The sequence below is a fragment of the Methylocystis sp. H62 genome, assembly GCF_015709515.1.
Lineage (GTDB): Bacteria > Pseudomonadota > Alphaproteobacteria > Rhizobiales > Beijerinckiaceae > Methylocystis.
On the sequence record NZ_JADNQZ010000059.1, the window covers coordinates 362,011 to 379,594 of the forward strand.

Genomic DNA, 17,584 nt, shown 5'->3' on the forward strand with positions numbered 1-17,584 from the left:
CGATCGGTTGCGCACATGCCTGATGCGCATTGCGCAGAATATAGCTGTTGCGACTTTACGCGCATGTGCGAAAATGAAGGCTAGTCACGCACATCAGGACCAGCCATGCCACGCGTTTACGCCTATTGTCGCGTCTCGACGAAGGAGCAATCGACGCAAAATCAGGTCGAAGAAATCAAGATCGCCGGCTTCGACATTGCGCCGCATCGGATCGTTGAAGAGGAGATCAGCGGCGGCGTGGTCGCCAGTCAGCGTCCGGGCTTTGCTCGCTTGATGGAGCGTTTGGAACCGGGCGACATGCTGGTTTGCACGAAACTCGACAGGCTCGGCCGGAATGCGCTCGACGTGCGGCAGACTGTTGAAAACCTTGCTGCGCGCGGCGTTAAAGTGGCGTGTCTCGGACTTGGCGGCGCTACCGATCTAACGTCCAGCGCCGGCAAGATGTTGATGGGCGTCGTCGCCGCCATGGCTGAATTCGAGCGCGATCTCTTGATTGAGCGAACGCAAGCCGGGCTCGCCCGCGCCAAGGCCGAAGGCCGAGTGACGGGGCGGCCGTGGCGGCTTACGGAACAAGAGCGAAGGAGCGTCCGCGATCGGCTCGGGGCCGGGGCGACAGTCTCTCAATTGGCGCGAGAGTTCGGTGTCGATCGTCGTCTGATCCAACGGGCGAGAGCGGCTGCGCCCTGACTCCCGGTCGCACCGTCCCGCCTCGAACTTAGCGGGCGACTAATGTTAATGCTATTCACATTGTATTAGGATCGCCTTATATTAGCCGGTATGAAATCTAAAGGTGATCCACATACCGGGCTCATGAAGGCGACCGCCCGTTCGCGGATCACCAACCGACGGCTTAAACACAAGCAGCTCGGCGTCCGAAGCCTGCTCCTTGAGGGCAGTGGCAGATCGGCATGGTCGAGGCATTACCGTGATTTGACGCAGTTGCTGGTTGAGGATGCTGGAGGCATCGAAGCGATCAGCGAACTTAAACTCGGGCTTATCCGCAGGGTTGCGGCGCTGACCGTCGAAGCCGAGCGCCTTGAATGCCAACTCGCCGACGGTCAGCCGGTCGATATCGACGTTTTGGCGCGCGTTTCGAGCCATATTCGGCGAATCAGCGAATCGATCGGCTTAAATCGCGTGTCGCGCGACGTTTCGCCCACGCTCCAGCAAATCATCGCCGCCCACCAGTCCAAAGCGCCTGAGAAGCCCAACAGAGCGCCGGAAGCGTCTGAGGCGACTACCGCCGCAGCCGACGCCGAATCACGCACGAACGCGTCCTCTCCGTGCAGCGACGACGTCATCGCCGAGGAAGAGGCGACATGAGCCATCTTCAACCGCGCCCGGAGCCGTCTGACGCCCTGGTTCCCTGGTCCGACGAGGATATCGGCCGCGCTGTTCTGGTCTATGCCCGCGTCAGAGACGAGGGCCGCCGCGCCGCCGCGCGATGCGAAGTCTGGCGAGTCTTGGCGCGAAGCGTATGGCGAGAGTCGGTTGCCGGCGAGACGCTTCGTCAGAGACGCAACGCGCGCCTGACGCTCAGTTTGACGCATTGATGGCTCACGACGGCGCTCGCCGAGTGGCGGTCATCGTTCAATGCCCTCCGCCGACTTGGCCTTGCTCACCATTGTCGATGCGATGGACAGCCCGGCGCTATTCCGGCCGTGGTTCGATGGTCCGTCATGGGACGGCTGGCGGGCAGTTCTCAAGGCCGCCTACGCCTTGCCGATGAGCGCTGCTGAGATTGATTTCTTCCGCAGCGTCGCCGGCCGTGATCCGCCCAAGCGGCCGGTCAAGGAAATGTGGTTCGTCGTCGGACGCGGCGGCGGCAAAGACTCCATCGCCAGTTTGATCATCGCGCATACCGCAATGTTGTTCGATCGCAAGTGCAGCGCATTGCGGCCGGGCGAACGAGCGTTGGTCGGTTGCATCGCAGTCGACCGAGAGCAAGCCGCGATCATCAAAGGTTATGTGCGCAGCTTCTTTCACGACTGTCTGCCTCTTCGCGAGATGGTCGAGAACGACACGGCCGACGGGCTTCGACTGAGTAACTGCGTCGATGTTTCGATCTTAACGAACAGCTATCGCAGCATTCGCGGCAGATCGATGTTGGGCTGTGTGCTCGACGAATGCGCTTTCTATCGCGACGAGAACAGCGTTTCGCCTGATGAAGAGACCTATCGCGCAATTCGCCCGTCGCTGGCGCGCGTGCCCGGCAGCGTCGTGATTGGCATTTCCAGTCCTTACCGAAAAAGCGGTCTGCTCTATCGCAAATTCACCAAGCACTTCGGCAAGAACGATGATGACGTGCTCGTCATTCGCGCCGCTAGCAAGATGCTCAATCCGACATTGGACGATGCGGAAATCGAACGAGACCTCGCCGATGATTACGCCGCCGCAAGAGCGGAATGGTTCGCCGAATGGCGTGACGATGTCGCCGGCTGGATGCCGTTGGAGATCATCGAAGCGGCGCGCGATGGCGGCGTTACGGTCCGGCCGCCACATCTCAATTCAAGCAAACGCATCTTTTACAGGAGCGGGTGCGATCCAAGCGGGGGCCAGAAAGATTCCTTCACTTGCGCGATTGCGCATGACGAAGACGGCGTCTCAATTCTCGATTGCGTTGTCGAAATCAAAGCGCCGTTCGATCCATCCGTAGCGACAAAGCAGATTGCGCATGTTCTCAAGAGCTATGGTCTACATTCAACAACCGGCGATAAATATGCTGCGTGATGGGTCGTCTCCGCTTTCCAGAAGGAAGGCATTCGCTACATGCACAGCGAGCGCGATCGCAGCCAAATCTATCTTGACGCAATGCCCTTGTTCACCTCTGGCAGAGTGCGGCTTCTCGACAGTCAGCGGCTGATTACGCAGTTCGCGCAACTGGAGCGGCGCACAAGTTCGCTTGGTCGGGATCGAGTCGACCATCCCGCAGCCGGCCACGACGATCTCTGCAATGCAGCAGCGCTGGCCCTTATCACCAAACGCAAATCTTCCTTCAAAGTCACGCCGAAAATGATCGAACTCGCCGGCATGCCCGGTCCGCCGCGTAACCGCTTCGGGGATAGTCCAGCACCGACGCCGGGGCATCCTCGCATCGTCCCGTTTTAAATCGCAGAAGAAGGAACAAAAGCCATGCAAGTCCGCAATCAGAAAACCGAAAAAGTCCATCGCGCGTTGCGTCAGTTTCTCGCTCCGAAGTTGCGACCGGGCGTCCACTTCGACGCTACGCCGTTCCTCATCGGCGTGCATGACGGAAATCTCGCCGACCGTATCGACGACGTCATCGGCGCTGTCTGTCGCGCAACATCTGGCGATCTCGTTTTTGACGCTGTCGTTCCCGAATTGCGCAGAAACCTGAAAAAGGCTGTCGACGAGCCGCAACCCGATGGAACTACGAAAGGTGGTGAAGTCGACGAGGACATTGTCGCCAAGGTTTTGGCGCTGCTCGAAATGCGACTGACGCCAAGCGAATTGTCGGCTGTCAAAACTATCTTAATGTCGAAGCCGTCGAAGGGCGGTCGATACGATCCCGGCAACGATACGGCGGAAGATGCAAGAATCGCCTACGATCAGCGCTGGCCGGACGCCGCGCGAATTCGCGTCGAGCCGTCATGCACGCCAGCGCCGCAGCGACAATCCCCGCCCGCGTCAATGTCCGACTACGCCAAGCGTTTTCCGAACGCTATGCGCATCGGGCAAGCCTGATCGGCGAGCGCTATAAGGAAGGGACGTAAGAGAATGACCGCATCAGCCGAACGTGCCCGCCTTCGCGAAGCAGTCGAAGCGGCGAAGGACGCACAGCAAGCCGTGGACGAAGCGCGACGCGCGCAGCACAATGCAACCCAGCGCTGGAGTGACGCCAACAGCAAGGTCGCGGCGCTTACGAGAGCGCTAGAAGAAGCCGAAGACGCGCCGCCGGATCGCTTCATCACTGAGCTTGCCGGCGACGTCGCCACTCTCTTGGAAAACCCCACCGACGAACTGCGCAAGGCGCGAGACGACGCGCAAGCCGAGTCCGCCATATGGGCCACCGGCCGCACCATCGCCGAAGAAAGCGTCATGGCGCGCGAACGGGCGCTCGATCTAGCGCGCTCCCGCGTCGATGAAGCCGCTCGTCGTGTCGCCGAAATCGAGCTGGACGTCGCGGCGATGCTCGCGCGCGCTGAAGCTGCCCGGCAAGCGACGCTTCACGAGTCGGCGGAGCTGATGACGGTTATGCGCATGCTGCCGCAATCGAGCATGCGCCGCCACGAGATCGAACTCTTCATGCAAAGAGGCTGGCATTCACCAAATGCGGTCGAGCGCGCTGCCGGCAGCGAGGCCCATCGCAAATGGTTCGCCGCGCTGTGCGCCGACGCTGGCGCGACGATGAGTTGAAGGAATTCCCTCCGCGTTCGCGCAAGAGGGAGCGCCGCACGTCATGCCCACGCGCCGCGAAGTCCGCCTCGGGGCGCTTTCTTGTGGGCGCAAGCGTGCTCCGGGGCGGGCGACTTTTGAAAGAGCTTCGCGCGTGTCGATCTCCGTACTCTTCTGTCTGATTTTCACCGCTAGGGCTCCTGACGCTATATCCGCCTCCTGGAAAAAGTCGCGTTCCGTCTCCTAATCATCCGATATTCCCGGAACATTTGTCGGCTGGGCGAACTGGTCGCTGGCCTCGGCGTCTGTCACCGCAAGCTAACCGGGGCGGCCTGCAATTGGACAGGATCAACGGAAGACCCTAGAAAAGTTATATTATGACAGAAAAAGGTGGTTGATTCGGCGGGGAAATATGAAGCTGACGAACCTTGTTGTCACGGCAGCTGACAGGATAAACGAGTTCAAGCAGCGCAACCGTGATTATGATGAGCAGTCCGTAACCCCGGGGGCGATCCAGGACTACGAGCCACACGGCTGGTCAGTAGCTCGCGAACTGAAGACTAAATTCAAGCTTCGCAAGCCGAGAACTGATGACCACAATTTGGAGAATCGCTTTTGGTGTTGCATGTACCGGCTTGGCTATCCTGAACTCGATGCCGGGCGTCACTTCAAAATTCCGACTGCCGAGAATGTAGAGAAACAAATCGACGTCTTTGCCAAGGACGCAGAGACGGTGGTGATTGCTGAATGCAAGACTGCGGAAACCTATAAGAAAAAATCGTTGCAAAAGGACCTTGGTGAATTTGATTCAAATAAGCGCTTGATAGCGAGTGCGCTGCGCAACCACTATGGGCGCAACTTTAAGCCGAAGATCATCTGGCTGTTCGTGCTGTCAAACGTCGTCGTAACGCAGCAGGATTTAGCGCGTGCGCGCGAGTTGAAAATTCATCTCCTTAGCGACAGGGAACTCACTTACTTCGAGGAGATCGCGAAGGCGCTTGGCCCTGCTGCGCGGCAGCAATTCAAAGCAGAATACTTAGCGGGGCAGGACATCCCGGCACTCGATAATGTTTCCGTGCCGGCCGTAAAAACTAAGCTCAACAACAAACCGGCTTATGTATTCTCATGTAAGGCATCTGACATGAGCCGCATCGGTTTTGTCAATCACCGCGACCTTCGAGATCCCAATTCGGCTCCCACGTATCAACGTCTTGTGAATCCAAACCGCCTCAAGAAGGTTGCCGAATTTCTCAGGGGCGGCGGCTATTTCCCAAACTCAATCCTAGTCAACTTCCAATTTCGCCCTCGGTTCGATCTCGCTCTTGCTAGCAACGACAAGGACATTCAATTCGGTCACCTGTATCTTCCTAAAAAATACAAGAGCGTAAAAATCATTGACGGCCAACATCGGCTTTATGGGTGCGCGCTGCTCGATGAGGAGGATAGGGACCCAAATCTCTTCTTCGTAGCGTTCGATGGGATCTCCGGCACCGAAGAAGCGAACCTGTTCGCGACCATCAATAAAGAGCAGCAGAAGGTTCAGAAACGCCTCCTGGACGAATTGGACGGCGAGTTGAAGTGGGATTCCGAGGTAGTGAGCGAACGCGTGCAAGCAATCTGCTCGCGAGCGATAGACCTGCTTAACGCCGCCTACGGCAATCCGTTCGAAGACAAAGTTGTTTCGCCTGGCATCAACGCATCGGAGGATCGGCCTCTAACGCTGCCAGAAATTCGCAAGACAATAATTTCAGCGAATTTGGTGTGGCGCATAACTAACAGGGAGTCTTGGGCACCGGGGCCCTTTTGTTGTCTGAAAAAAGGGCAAATCGACAATAAGGCAACGCTAGATCGCCTCATGGATGGCCTCACTTGGTACTTCAGCGAAATTCGTTCATTTGAACGTGACAGATGGGAACAGGGTAAGGCGGGCCGAATTTGCAACAACTTTGGCGTCCCAGGCTACATCAGATTGTTGTCGGAAATAATCCGCCACGTCGAGAAGACTGACGGGATTAGCGCGACTGACTTGGCGCTCAAGGACCTTGAGAAGGCGATCAGTCCGTTTCTCGAGCCGGTAGAATTTTTCGCCGTACTCGCTTTTGAGCGTTTCTACGACGTGCTTATGCACTACGTCCTGAATCCACTTGGCTGTTCTGTCTGCGTGCGCCTGCTGTTCCTTGTTCAGTTCAGACAGCCACTGCTCAAACCCGGTCGGCTTGAACTCCGGCAACGAAGCGTTCGTAATTTTCGAGAGCGCGAAATAATACTGCTTGACGCCGCCACTACCGAGTTTGACGTTGAACTGCGCCTCGAACTCCTCGTCCGTTGCGTCTTGAACGAATTTTCACTGTTTGAAACGCCATACGAGAGATACGTTGAACCGTTCCTCGGCGGCGCGGCCGCCTTCTTCGCGTTGCAACCCAAAGGGGCTCTGCTGTCAGACCTCAATACGGAATTGATCGCGACCTATCGCGCGATCCGCGCCGAGCCAAAGGAGGTTTACGCCAAGCTGCGAGTCCATCAGTGCAAGCATCTGGAATCCGGCGACTATTATTACAGGGTAAGGTCTAGCAACCCTTTCACGGAGTCGTCGCGTGCTGCGAAATTCGTCTACCTGAACAGAACCTGCTTCAATGGCCTGTACCGAGTGAATCTGCGCGGCGAGTTCAACGTGCCGAAAGGAAGCAAGGACTCTGTGATCTTCGGCACAGATGATTTCGATGGCGTATCGCGCCTGTTCAAACGGGCCACGCTGGTCGATACGGATTTTGAAGATGTTCTGGACCAATGCGACGCTGGTGACTTTGCGTTTGTCGATCCGCCCTACACGGCGAAACACAACGCGAACGGCTTCCTTAAGTACAACGAGAAGATATTTTCTTGGGAAGACCAGCGTAGGCTGGCAGCCTGCATTCGTCGGTTTAGGAAGCGCGGCGGCAAGGCCCTCGTTACGAATGCGGCGCACAAGTCGGTGATCGAATTATATCGGGATTTCGGCGAGATTGGCCTTGTTTCGCGAGCGAGCGTGCTTGCATCCGAAACGAAACGACGCGGGAGCGTCGAAGAATTGATCGTTACAGTGGGATACCGTGCAGAAGCTGACGGCTTGGTCAGAGAAGCGCCACCACCACATCGAGAGTCCGCTTTTGGCGCGAAGCAGCCGTCCGCGAGTGGCCGATCCTGACCCTGGCTGTGTGAAAACGGGATGGCCAAATTAAATTCAGCCGAAAATGGCGGCTCTCAGCCGCATCTTTTGAGATTTCCCATCTTCTGATCGACGTGAGGCGCACACCAAGTCGTTCAGGCTCGATTAGCGCCGTATCGTCATCGCCGACACCAGCGCGATTCACGCGCAGCAAAACGATCCAATCCTGCAAAGCGTCCTCAGGCGGTGGGCGCAGCAATGCGCCGGGATCGCTGCCCGTCATCCAGGGCCTGCGCCGCGCCAATGTAAGATGATCGGCAATGCGATTATGGAAGCGGGATCGATGGGTGGTCGTGCCATTGCTCCTGCCTCCTAATGATGGTCCACGATTTCCACGTTCGACGGCCCGTGCGACCGACCGCAAACTTGGCAAAGATGTGCAATTCAGGTTTCATGAACTCGCGCGAAGCGCAATCGACATGCCATTACAGTTTTGAGGGATACGAACCATGATGAAGGCTAAAATTTTTGTCAGCTACGCGAGCATTGACAAAGAGTTTGCAGAAGCTCTCAAGAATTTCATAGAGAGCACCTTCGCTGGAGGCGTTACTGTTTTCGTGTCATCCGAGTCTTTGCTCCCAGGAGATCATTGGTCTGCAAAGATAGTGGAGCACTTGCAAGGCGCAAAGATACTGGTTTCAATCCTGACCCCACAATCGCTTAGCCGTCCATGGGTGATCTTCGAGTCAGGCGTTGCACTTGGAAAAGGGATTCGGGTCATTCCTGTCTGCACAAAGGGGCTTGCGAAGGACCATGTCGGCCCCCCCCTAAACGTTATGCAATTATTAAACATCGCCGACGAAGAGGGGCTAAAACGCCTTATCAAGAATATTTCCTCTGAAATAGAATTCGACAAACCGAACATAGACGAGCGGCAAAGCGCAGAAATAATTAAGCTGGCGGCGGTCAGCGATATGCCGGCCCCACTTAGTCCCGCCGCAAAAGAACAGGAACATGTCCATCTCCACAAGATGCGCTTAGAATGGGACGAATTAGCTGATGAGCGGAAGATTTTCTGGGAGGCGTTAAACAAATACTATGGAGCTAAGTACAGAGCGGCCAAAGGTTATACTAACACGATTGAGCAGTTAGTGGATCTCTCGGAGCCCCCTTACGGCCTTCCGCTGAAGGACAAAAACGAGCACTTGCTAAATTACCAAGTCAATTATGCAAGATATTTGACCGGCGATAGCGTTAAGTTACGGAATATTTGTAATCTCATTTATCCCCCAAAGGACAGTTCTAAGCTTCTCGCCGATTGTAGTGCGATTCCTCGTGACATGTTCGACGCCTTTCATAGCGCACGTAAAAAGCTGGCAACGTTTTGGAACCGTTGGGCAGAAGATGCCTACGATAATCGGATCATTGGCCTTGATACGATTGCGAGAGCATTCGACAACTCACATCGAATAATGAAAATACTTAGTTACCTTGAGACATCGTTAGTGCTTTGGACCGAGGACAAAGGGCAAGGTAAGCGTTATCTATTTCGACTTACAAAAGATTTCCCGCGCCTTTAAGCGGGTTTTGACTGGCGGCGGGGATCGTCGCTGTGGTGGGCGGGCAGGTTACAGACGAATGGGCGCGATCGCGCCAGTGCGATGAATGGCGAAGGCGATCCTACCGTGATGCGCGCGCCCCAGCCCAATGCACCAGTCCCATGCGCCAGCGACGCCCTCAGCGCGCGAAGATCGGCGACGGTCGGCGGGACGGGGTGCATCGATAGGTCAGTCCGTGCGACTGCACATTTCTGCGCCACGTTCCATACAGGCTTATTGGACAAATATTGGACAAATGCCGAATCTGCCCGCAGCGATATTATTCGCAACTTATTGAATTTAAAGGTGGCGCGCCCAAGGGGATTCGAACCCCTGTTTTCGCCGTGAAAGGGCGACGTCCTAGGCCTCTAGACGATGGGCGCGGCTGCGCGGCCGCATTGCGGCGGCGCGAGGGCGTGTATAGAGGCGCGGGCGGCGCAAGACAAGGCCGTCCGGCGGCGCCAGATCGCCGCGCATGGCCTCGCGTTTGCACCCCTTCGGGCGAGGCCCTAAAGCATCGCAGCAATGCTCACGATCAACGATCTCGTCTACCGGCTCGGCGGCCGGCCGCTGTTCGACCACGCCGGGGTTTTCCTGCCGGGACGCTCCCGCGCGGGCTTTGTCGGCCGTAACGGCGCCGGCAAGACCACGCTGTTCCGGCTGATCAGCGGCGAAATCGCCCCGGAAAGCGGCGCGATCTCGATTCCCGCCCGTACACGGCTCGGGCGCGTCGAGCAGGAGGCGCCGGGCGGTCCGACGGCGCTGATCGACTTCGTGCTGGCGGCCGACCTTGAGCGCGCCGACCTGCTGGCGCGGGCCGAGGCCGCGCATGATGCGCATGACATCGCCGACATTCAGACGCGGCTCGCCGACATCGACGCCCATTCGGCGCCCGCCCGCGCCGCCGCCATCCTGCACGGGCTGGGCTTCGACGCCGCGGCGCAGCGCCGGCCGCTGTCGGAATTCTCAGGCGGCTGGCGCATGCGCGTCGCGCTGGCGGCGGTGCTGTTCGCGCAGCCCGACCTGCTGCTCCTCGACGAGCCGACCAACTATCTGGATCTCGAAGGGACGCTGTGGCTCGTCGATTATCTGTCGCGCTATCCGGCGAGCGTCGTCGTCATCAGCCATGACCGCGATCTGCTCGACGACGTCGCCACGCATATTCTGCATCTCGAGCGGGGAAAGCTGACGCTCTACAAGGGCGATTATTCCTCCTTCGAAAAGCAGCGGCGCGAGGCGCAGCTCCTCGCCATCAAGGGCGCCAAGAAGCAGGAAGAGCAGCGCAAGCATCTGCAGGCCTTCGTCGACCGCTTCCGCTCCAAGGCGACGAAAGCGCGCCAGGCGCAGTCGCGCTTGAAGCTTCTCGCCAAAATGGAGCCGATCGCGGCGATCGTCGACGATTCCGTCCTGCCGATTCGTCTGCCGTCGCCCGAGAAGCCGCTATCGCCGCCGATCATCGCGCTGGAGAAAGCGGCGGTCGGTTACGGTGATCGGGTCGTGCTGTCGCGGCTCACGCTGTCGATCTCCAACGACGATCGCATCGGCCTGCTCGGCGCCAATGGCAATGGCAAGTCGACCTTCGCCAAATTGCTCGGCGGGCGGCTTTCGGCCTGCGCCGGCGAGATGGTGCGCGCGCCGAAGCTGGAGGCGGGATTTTTCGCGCAGCATCAGGTCGATGATCTGAATGAGGGCGAGACGCCTTACGCCGTCTTCGCGCGGCTGATGCCGGGCGCCCCCGAGGCGCGCATTCGCGGTCGCGCGGCGCAGACCGGATTTTCCGGCGCGCGCGCCGAAACCCTCATCGCCAAGCTTTCGGGCGGCGAAAAGGCGCGGCTGCTGCTCGGCGTCGCCACCTTCAACGCGCCGCATCTCCTCATCCTCGACGAGCCGACGAACCATCTCGACATCGACAGCCGCGCCGCGCTGATCGAGGCGATCAACGATTACGAGGGCGCCGTCGTTCTGGTCTCGCATGACCGCTATCTGCTCGAGGCCTGCGCCGATCGCCTGTGGCTGGTCGACGACGGAACCGTGCGCGCCTTTGACGGCGATATGGACGACTATGCGCGGCAGGTGCTCTCAAAATCGCGCGATGAAGAGCCGAGGCGCGCGCTTGCGACGCCGGCGCAAGAGGCGGCAGAGCAGGGGGCGGCAAAGCAGCAGGCGCCAAGGCGCCGTGACGCCGGGCAGACGCGGCGCAAGCTCGCCGCCGCCGAGGAACGCGTCGAGAAGTTCACGCAGCTGATCGCCCGCGTCGACGAGGCGCTCGCCGCGCCCGACGCCTTCGCGCGCAATCCGCAGGAGGCGGCGCGGCTCGCGTCGCAGCGCGAGGAATTGGCGCAGGCGCTCGCCGCAGCCGAGGAACAATGGCTGGAGCTCGCTGCGGAGGCGGAAGTTTAACGGATATGGCGTCAGTCTACTCTCCGGTTTTTGGCTTTTTTACCCGTGAGGTCTGACGGCTTCAGCGAGAGAAACTTATCCGGCGTTTTCCATGTGTCGGGCAGATGCTTATTCGCCCATTTGCAAACGGCTTGCAGCACGGGCAGCAATTCGGCTCCTTTCTGCGTCACCGCATAGTCGTACCTGATTGGATGTTTTTGATAAGCGCTTTTCTCGATGAGGCCGAATTCCTCCAATCGTAAGAGTCGATCGGTCAGCACGTTCGTCGGGATGCGTTCAGGAGATTGGCAAAAATCTCCAAACCGGGTTTTCCCCATTGCAAGATCGCGCATGATGACGAGCGTCCATCGGTCGCCAAAAATATCGAGAGCGGTGGCTATCGGGCATCCCGACCTGAGTTTTTTCAAGGCGCGCATCGTTGGCTGATGGTGACTTGTGATTCACAAGTCACTGTTCTAATCTCGTGCGGCATGAACGCACAATCGAGGAGGAAATCCAATGCCGGGACCCTTCCAAGGCCGCTGTCTTTGCGGCGCTGTCCAGTATGAATGCAACGCCGATCCCCTCATGTCCGGTCATTGCCAGTGCGCTGATTGCCGCAAGAGCAGCGGGACGGGGCATAGCTCGCATCTCGCCGTTCCTCGCACCTCTGTGACCCTATCAGGGGACGTCACCGTCTACGACAAACCGGCTGACAGCGGGCATGTGGTCTCGCGCGCTTTCTGCCCTCGCTGCGGCGCACCGATCTATTCGCTTAACGACGCAATGCCCGATTTGATTTTCCTCCGGGCGTCGAGCCTCGACGACCTCGAAGTGTTCAAGCCTCAAATGATCGTTTACGCGAGCCGTGGCGCTTCCTGGGATATCTCCGATACGAATTTGCCGCGCTTCGAAACAATGCCGCCCATGATGAAGGGCTAGGCCCGAATGGCGTCCGACCCCGCTCTTGTTGAACGATTGCGAGCTGTTCTCGCGCACCACCGGCACATCGAAGCGCGCCGCATGTTTGGCGGCGCTTGCTTCACTCTGAACGGCAACATGTGCGTCGGCGTCCACAACACGAACCTCATTCTTCGTGTCGGCGAAGCGCGAGCTAAGGAGTTGCTGACCCGCGAAGGCGTCAAGCCCATGGACTTGACGGGCAAGGTTATGAAGGGATGGGCGACAATACTCCCAAAAGCCATTCGGACCGATGCTCAGCTTTCCAGCTACGCGCAACTCGCGGTCGATTTTGTTGAAACGCTGCCGCCAAAATAGTTCGTTCCCCGCTCGATGACTTCGCGCTCTGTGGCGCGAAGTTGGTTGCGCATGGTCCGCCCACATCCGATCCGGCTTCGCCGAGCCACCCTTTCCTCTAGTGGAGAAGGAAGGGCGCGAACTCATCCGTGGAGGCGGAGGCGGAGGCGTAAAGTTCTCCGGTCCGCGCTGGCCCGCATGAATGCGCCGCCACTGGATCTATGGTCGCGCCTGATAAGCCTTATCCTTGAGGGCGTCGAAAGGCCGATCGGATGGAAGGCGCGCACGCGGCGCAATTAACGCCTGAGGTGGAGAGGCGCGACGAGCGCCGGCTCGCGCAGCGCGCTCTCGCCGGCGAAGAGGAGGCGCTGCGCCTTATCATGGCGGACAACAACCGCCGCCTCTATCGCATCGCCCGCAGCATCGTGCTCGACAGTCATGAGGCCGAGGACGTGGTCCAGGAGGCCTACCTGAAGGCTTTCACCCATCTCGACGAATTTCGCGGCGAGGCCGCGCTCGCTACCTGGCTCGCACGGATCACGATTAACGAAGCCGCGGCGCGGCTGAGAGTCCGGCGCCGGGCGAAGCTCATTCATGTCTTTGGCGCGCAGAGAAACGAGGGCGAGGCTTTCTCTTCGCCGGCGAAAGACTGCGACGATCCCGAGAAATCTCTGGCCCAGCGCGAAATTCTGCGCCTCGTCGAGCGGGCGACCGAGAGGCTTCCCGAGGATTTTCGCCTGGTTTTCGTCCTGCGCGCCATTGAAGGCCTCACCGTCGCCGAGACCGCGCACATTCTCGAATTGCGGCCGGAGACCGTAAAAACTCGCCTGCATCGCGCCCGCCGTCTCATTCGCGACCAGCTGGAGAAGGACATCGGCCCGTTCGTTATGGAGGCGTTTCCTTTCGGAGGCGCGCGCTGCGCGCAAAGCGTGCGCGCCGTTCTGGCGCGATTGTCATCGCCACATAAAATTCGGGAACCTTTTCCGCCCGCCCTCATCCAATGACCGTCACGCAGCAGTCGTGAGCGAAGTTGGCGCCCATGCGCCCACAGGCGGTCGCCCGGGGCCGGGAGGAAGAGATGACCAAGGGAATGAAGAGAAAGATCGTTATGGCGGTTGCGATGGTCGGCGGATTGGCCGGCGTGACGCTCGCCGCATTGGCCGAAAACGCCGCGCCGATCAAAGATCCCGAGATCGAGCGCACGCGGCAGCACATCAAAATGCTCGATGACGTCTTCAAGACGGCCGTGGTGCTGATCGACGAAACTTACGTCAAACACCCGTCGGACCCATCCGCCGCGTCGGCGGCCAAGGCGCTCTTCGCCGCGATGAAAAAGAACGGCTGGTACGACGTCAGGCTGATCGGGCTGACCGACAAAGTCGGCGACCCCGACGATGAGCCCAAGGACGCCTTTGAAAAGACAGCGGCGAAAAAACTGCGCGGCGGCGGCGAGCAGGCCTATGAAGAGATCCTGGAAAAGGACGGCAAGCGCTATCTGCGCATGGCCACCGGGATACCCGTCGTGTCCGAGAATTGCGTCATGTGCCATGCGCATTTCAAGGGCGACAAGGGCAATATCGGCGCTTTGTCCTACACCATGCCGGTGGTGAAATAGGCCAGCGCCATCAAGCAGGGCGACAAAATGAAGCGGCCTCGACGCATCTGTCGAGGCCGCTTTTTTATGAGACCGGCGGCGAAAGGCTGCCGGTGGTCCGATCGCTTAGGGAAGAAGATCCCGGAACTCCGGATGTCTTTCCACATAGTCCGCGACGAAAGCGCAGTCGCCCCGAACCTTCAGGCCGCGCGCCCGCGCAAATTCCAGCGCGTTGCGGATGAGCTCCGACGCGACACCTTGGCCGCGCAGCCTTGGCGGCGTCTGCGTTGAGGTGAAGACCATGACGTCATTGTCGATGCGGTAATAGGCGAGCGCCGTCTCGCCATCGATGTCGAGTTCGAAGCGACTGAACTCGGGATTGTCGCGCACGCTTCCCCAGGGATGTCTGTTCGCAGACTCGCCTTTAGCCTTGCCCATAGTCTCGCCCACAGCCTTGCCCATGCTGGCCTCCTCAAGCGTTCGTGATCCCGAAATGGGCCGGGCTCGGCGAAAAGGAAAGGCGCCTTCGGCTTGCGTTTTCGCCCGCGCCGGGTTCAAAAGCTCCGCCCGCGCCGTTTTTCCGGGCGGCGAACGGGCTATGCTCGCCGCTCCTTCGATTCGCCCACTGGATCCCACATGCGCCTTTCCCGCTATTTCCTGCCCATCCTGCGCGAGACGCCGAAAGAAGCGGAGATCGTTTCGCACCGGCTCATGCTGCGGGCGGGCATGATCCGACAGGAGTCGGCGGGGATTTACGCCTGGCTTCCGCTCGGGTTGCGGGTCTTAAACAAGATCAACGCCATCATCCGCGAGGAGCAGACCCGCGCCGGCGCCATCGAATGTCTGATGCCGACCATTCAGTCCGCCGATCTATGGCGCGAGTCGGGGCGCTATGACGCCTATGGCAAGGAAATGCTGCGCATCGCCGATCGCCATGACCGCGAGATGCTTTACGGCCCCACCAATGAGGAGATGATCACCGAGATCTTTCGAGCCTATGTGCGCTCATACAAGGATCTGCCGCTCAATCTCTTTCATATCCAGTGGAAGTTCCGGGATGAGGTGCGGCCGCGTTTCGGCGTGATGCGCTCGCGCGAATTCCTGATGAAGGACGCCTATTCCTTCGATCTCACGGCGGAAGCCGGCCAGCATTCCTATAACAAGATGTTCGTCGCCTATCTGCGCACCTTCGCGCGCCTGGGCCTGACCGCCATTCCGATGGCGGCGGAGTCCGGCCCGATCGGCGGCAACAGCCACGAGTTCATCATCCTCGCGTCGACAGGCGAGAGCGAAGTTTTTTGCCACAAAGATTTTCTGTCCTTCGCGCCGCCGCCCGCCTCGATCGACTTCGACGATGCGGCGGCGTTGCAGGCGGTCGTCGACAAATGGACCAGCCGCTACGCGGCGACGAGCGAGATGCATGACGCCGCCGCCTTCGCCGCGGTTCCCGAGGATTCGCGGGTTGCGGCGCGCGGCATCGAGGTCGGCCATATTTTCTACTTCGGAACCAAATATTCCGAGCCGATGAAGGCCGTCGTCAACGGACCGGACGGCAAGGAGGTCGTCGTGCAAATGGGTTCCTACGGCATCGGGCCGTCGCGCCTCGCCGCCGCCATCATCGAGGCGGGCCATGACGACAACGGCGTCATATGGCCCGAATCCGTCGCGCCCTTCCATGTCGGGGTCGCCGATCTGAAAGCCGGAGACCCGGCGACCGGCAAGGTCTGCGCCGATCTCGTAGAGCAGCTCGAGAACGCGGGACTGGACGTGCTGCATGACGACCGCGATGAGCGCCCCGGCGCGAAATTCGCGACGCTTGATCTCATCGGTCTGCCCTGGCAGGTCGTGGTCGGGCCCAAGGGCCTGGCTGAGGGCAGGGTGGAGGTGAAGCAGCGCCGCACCGGAGAGCGGGAGCTTCTCGCGCCTCAGGACGCCGTCACCCGCATCGTCGCCGCAATGCGACAGGCTCAGGCATGACGGAAGCGGCGCAGCCGGCAAGAGGCGCCGGCGCCTTTTCGACCTTTGAGCGGATGGTGGCGCTGCGCTATCTGCGCGCCCGCCGCGCCGACGGCTTCGTGTCGGTCATCGCCGGCTTTTCGTTCCTCGGCATCATGCTGGGCGTCGCGACTCTCATCGTCGTCACGTCGGTGATGAACGGATTTCATCGCGAGCTGATGGACAAGATCATCGGCATCAACGGCCACGCATTTTTACAGGCGGTGGAGACGCCGTTCACGGACTGGGACCGCGTCTCGGCGAAGACCGCCAAGCTGCCCGGCGTCCAGCTTGCAATTCCCATGGTCGAGGGCGCGGCCGGCATATCGACCCAGTTCGGCCAATCGGGCGTGCTTGTGCGCGGCGTGCGCGAGAAGGACCTGACGCGGCTTCCTGGCGTCGCGGGCAACGTCAAGAGCGGCGCGCTCGCGGGATTCGATAAGGCCGGCGGCGTCGCCGTCGGTCAGCGGTTGGCGGAGACGCTCGGCGTCGGCGTCGGCGATTCGGTCAGCCTGCTCATCGCCAAGGGGGCGCAGACGCCTTTCGGGGTCGCCCCGCGCATCAAAGCCTACAAAGTCGTCGCGATCTTTTCTATCGGCATGTCCGAATTCGATAGCGTCTTCGTCTATATGCCGCTCACCGAGGCGCAGCTCTTCTTCAACAGGGAGAATGAGGCGACGGTCGTCGAAGCTTTCGTCACCGATCCCGAGAAGATGGACGATTTTCGTATCAACGTCGAAAAGGCGATTGAGCGGCCGTTGATCGTCACCGATTGGCGACAGCGCAACAAGACGTTCTTCGACACGCTGCAGGTCGAGAAAAACATCCTCTTCATCATTCTTGCTTTGATCGTCGTGGTCGCGGCCTTCAACATTATCTCCGGGTTGACGATGCTCGTGAAGGACAAGACTCAGGATATCGCCATACTGCGCACGATGGGCGCGACGCGGGGCGCGGTCCTGCGCGTGTTCCTGATCATCGGCGCTTCGATCGGCGTCGTGGGCACGCTGGCCGGCTTTGCGCTCGGTCTGGCGCTGGCGAAAAATCTCGACACCATCCGCCTCGGCGTTAATAAGCTTTTCGACGCCAATCTCTTCCCCGCGGAGTTTTATTTTCTCTCGCGGTTGCCGGCGATCGTCGACCCGCGCGAGGTGACGGCCATTGTGGCCATGACGCTCACGCTCGCCGTTCTCGCCTCGATCTATCCAGCCTGGAAAGCCGCATCGCTCGATCCGATCGAAGCGCTGCGCCACGAGTAGT

General features: G+C 59.6%; 19 protein-coding genes and 1 tRNA gene. 16 read left to right on the forward strand and 4 right to left on the reverse strand.

Features of this window, described 5'->3' with window-relative positions; all coding sequences use genetic code 11:
• Positions 1–105 precede the first annotated feature (105 nt).
• The 3 genes from IYY11_RS21060 to IYY11_RS21070 all read left to right on the forward strand — a co-directional run bounded on the left by IYY11_RS21060 (position 106) and on the right by IYY11_RS21070 (position 1,553).
• Entirely contained in the window at positions 106–687 is a 582-nt protein-coding gene (locus IYY11_RS21060; protein WP_196405672.1) for a recombinase family protein, read from the forward strand.
• Positions 688–930: 243 nt separating this feature from the next.
• Positions 931–1,323, forward strand: a complete 393-nt coding sequence (locus tag IYY11_RS21065) for a hypothetical protein (RefSeq protein WP_196405673.1) — start codon at positions 931–933, stop codon at positions 1,321–1,323.
• The gene (locus IYY11_RS21070; protein ID WP_196405674.1) at positions 1,320–1,553 is read left to right on the forward strand and encodes a hypothetical protein; all 234 of its coding nucleotides are present in this window, start codon (positions 1,320–1,322) and stop codon (positions 1,551–1,553) included. Before IYY11_RS21065 ends, IYY11_RS21070 begins: the two co-directional genes overlap by 4 nt.
• A 124-nt stretch (positions 1,554–1,677) precedes the next feature.
• Here the strand turns inward: IYY11_RS21070 and IYY11_RS23895 are convergent, their stop codons facing one another.
• Positions 1,678–1,986, reverse strand: a complete 309-nt coding sequence (locus IYY11_RS23895; RefSeq protein ID WP_409455270.1) for a hypothetical protein — start codon at positions 1,984–1,986, stop codon at positions 1,678–1,680.
• Between the two features lie 318 nt (positions 1,987–2,304).
• On the opposite strand from IYY11_RS23895, the gene IYY11_RS23900 reads away from it, so the two are divergent.
• The 6 genes from IYY11_RS23900 (at position 2,305) to IYY11_RS21100 (ending at position 9,081) form a co-directional block, all read left to right on the forward strand.
• Complete coding sequence (locus IYY11_RS23900; protein ID WP_409455271.1) at positions 2,305–2,730, forward strand: hypothetical protein; 426 nt, start codon at positions 2,305–2,307, stop codon at positions 2,728–2,730.
• 39 nt (positions 2,731–2,769) lie between these two features.
• Positions 2,770–3,108: a hypothetical protein gene (locus IYY11_RS21080; RefSeq protein ID WP_196405676.1), complete on the forward strand. Its 339-nt coding sequence runs from the start codon at positions 2,770–2,772 to the stop codon at positions 3,106–3,108.
• 24 nt (positions 3,109–3,132) lie between these two features.
• On the forward strand, positions 3,133–3,705 hold the full coding sequence (locus IYY11_RS21085) for a hypothetical protein (RefSeq protein ID WP_196405677.1): 573 nt from the start codon (positions 3,133–3,135) through the stop codon (positions 3,703–3,705).
• A 33-nt stretch (positions 3,706–3,738) separates the two neighbouring features.
• Positions 3,739–4,377, forward strand: a complete 639-nt coding sequence (locus IYY11_RS21090) for a hypothetical protein (protein WP_196405678.1) — start codon at positions 3,739–3,741, stop codon at positions 4,375–4,377.
• 391 nt (positions 4,378–4,768) lie between these two features.
• Positions 4,769–7,540, forward strand: coding sequence for a Dam family site-specific DNA-(adenine-N6)-methyltransferase (locus tag IYY11_RS21095; RefSeq protein ID WP_196405679.1), 2,772 nt, complete (start codon positions 4,769–4,771; stop codon positions 7,538–7,540).
• Between the two features lie 470 nt (positions 7,541–8,010).
• Entirely contained in the window at positions 8,011–9,081 is a 1,071-nt protein-coding gene (locus IYY11_RS21100; RefSeq protein ID WP_196405680.1) for a toll/interleukin-1 receptor domain-containing protein, read from the forward strand.
• Positions 9,082–9,406: 325 nt separating this feature from the next.
• Here IYY11_RS21100 and IYY11_RS21105 read toward each other — a convergent pair.
• Positions 9,407–9,482 (reverse strand) — tRNA-Glu (locus IYY11_RS21105).
• A 142-nt stretch (positions 9,483–9,624) separates the two neighbouring features.
• Here IYY11_RS21105 and IYY11_RS21110 point away from each other — a divergent pair.
• Positions 9,625–11,499 carry an ABC-F family ATP-binding cassette domain-containing protein gene (locus IYY11_RS21110; RefSeq protein ID WP_196405681.1) on the forward strand — a complete coding sequence of 625 codons (1,875 nt, stop codon included), beginning with the start codon at positions 9,625–9,627 and terminating at the stop codon, positions 11,497–11,499.
• Between the two features lie 11 nt (positions 11,500–11,510).
• Here IYY11_RS21110 and IYY11_RS21115 read toward each other — a convergent pair whose 3' ends face one another.
• Complete coding sequence (locus tag IYY11_RS21115; protein ID WP_196405682.1) at positions 11,511–11,915, reverse strand: winged helix-turn-helix transcriptional regulator; 405 nt, start codon at positions 11,913–11,915, stop codon at positions 11,511–11,513.
• Positions 11,916–12,066: 151 nt separating this feature from the next.
• On the opposite strand from IYY11_RS21115, the gene IYY11_RS21120 reads away from it, so the two are divergent.
• The 4 genes from IYY11_RS21120 (at position 12,067) to IYY11_RS21135 (ending at position 14,350) form a co-directional block, all read left to right on the forward strand.
• The gene (locus IYY11_RS21120) at positions 12,067–12,420 is read left to right on the forward strand and encodes a GFA family protein (protein ID WP_246720144.1); all 354 of its coding nucleotides are present in this window, start codon (positions 12,067–12,069) and stop codon (positions 12,418–12,420) included.
• 6 nt (positions 12,421–12,426) lie between these two features.
• Positions 12,427–12,756, forward strand: coding sequence for a TfoX/Sxy family protein (locus tag IYY11_RS21125; protein WP_281431711.1), 330 nt, complete (start codon positions 12,427–12,429; stop codon positions 12,754–12,756).
• Positions 12,757–13,007: 251 nt separating this feature from the next.
• Entirely contained in the window at positions 13,008–13,739 is a 732-nt protein-coding gene (locus IYY11_RS21130) for an RNA polymerase sigma factor (RefSeq protein WP_196405685.1), read from the forward strand.
• 74 nt (positions 13,740–13,813) lie between these two features.
• The gene (locus IYY11_RS21135) at positions 13,814–14,350 is read left to right on the forward strand and encodes a DUF3365 domain-containing protein (protein ID WP_196405686.1); all 537 of its coding nucleotides are present in this window, start codon (positions 13,814–13,816) and stop codon (positions 14,348–14,350) included.
• A gap of 105 nt (positions 14,351–14,455) precedes the next feature.
• Here IYY11_RS21135 and IYY11_RS21140 read toward each other — a convergent pair whose 3' ends face one another.
• Positions 14,456–14,791: a GNAT family N-acetyltransferase gene (locus tag IYY11_RS21140; RefSeq protein WP_409455272.1), complete on the reverse strand. Its 336-nt coding sequence runs from the start codon at positions 14,789–14,791 to the stop codon at positions 14,456–14,458.
• A 174-nt stretch (positions 14,792–14,965) separates the two neighbouring features.
• On the opposite strand from IYY11_RS21140, the gene proS reads away from it, so the two are divergent.
• Positions 14,966–16,306: a proline--tRNA ligase gene (proS, locus tag IYY11_RS21145; protein WP_196405687.1), complete on the forward strand. Its 1,341-nt coding sequence runs from the start codon at positions 14,966–14,968 to the stop codon at positions 16,304–16,306.
• The gene (locus IYY11_RS21150) at positions 16,303–17,583 is read left to right on the forward strand and encodes a lipoprotein-releasing ABC transporter permease subunit (RefSeq protein WP_196405688.1); all 1,281 of its coding nucleotides are present in this window, start codon (positions 16,303–16,305) and stop codon (positions 17,581–17,583) included. The genes proS and IYY11_RS21150 overlap by 4 nt, the downstream gene beginning before the upstream one ends.
• Position 17,584: the final 1 nt, after the last annotated feature.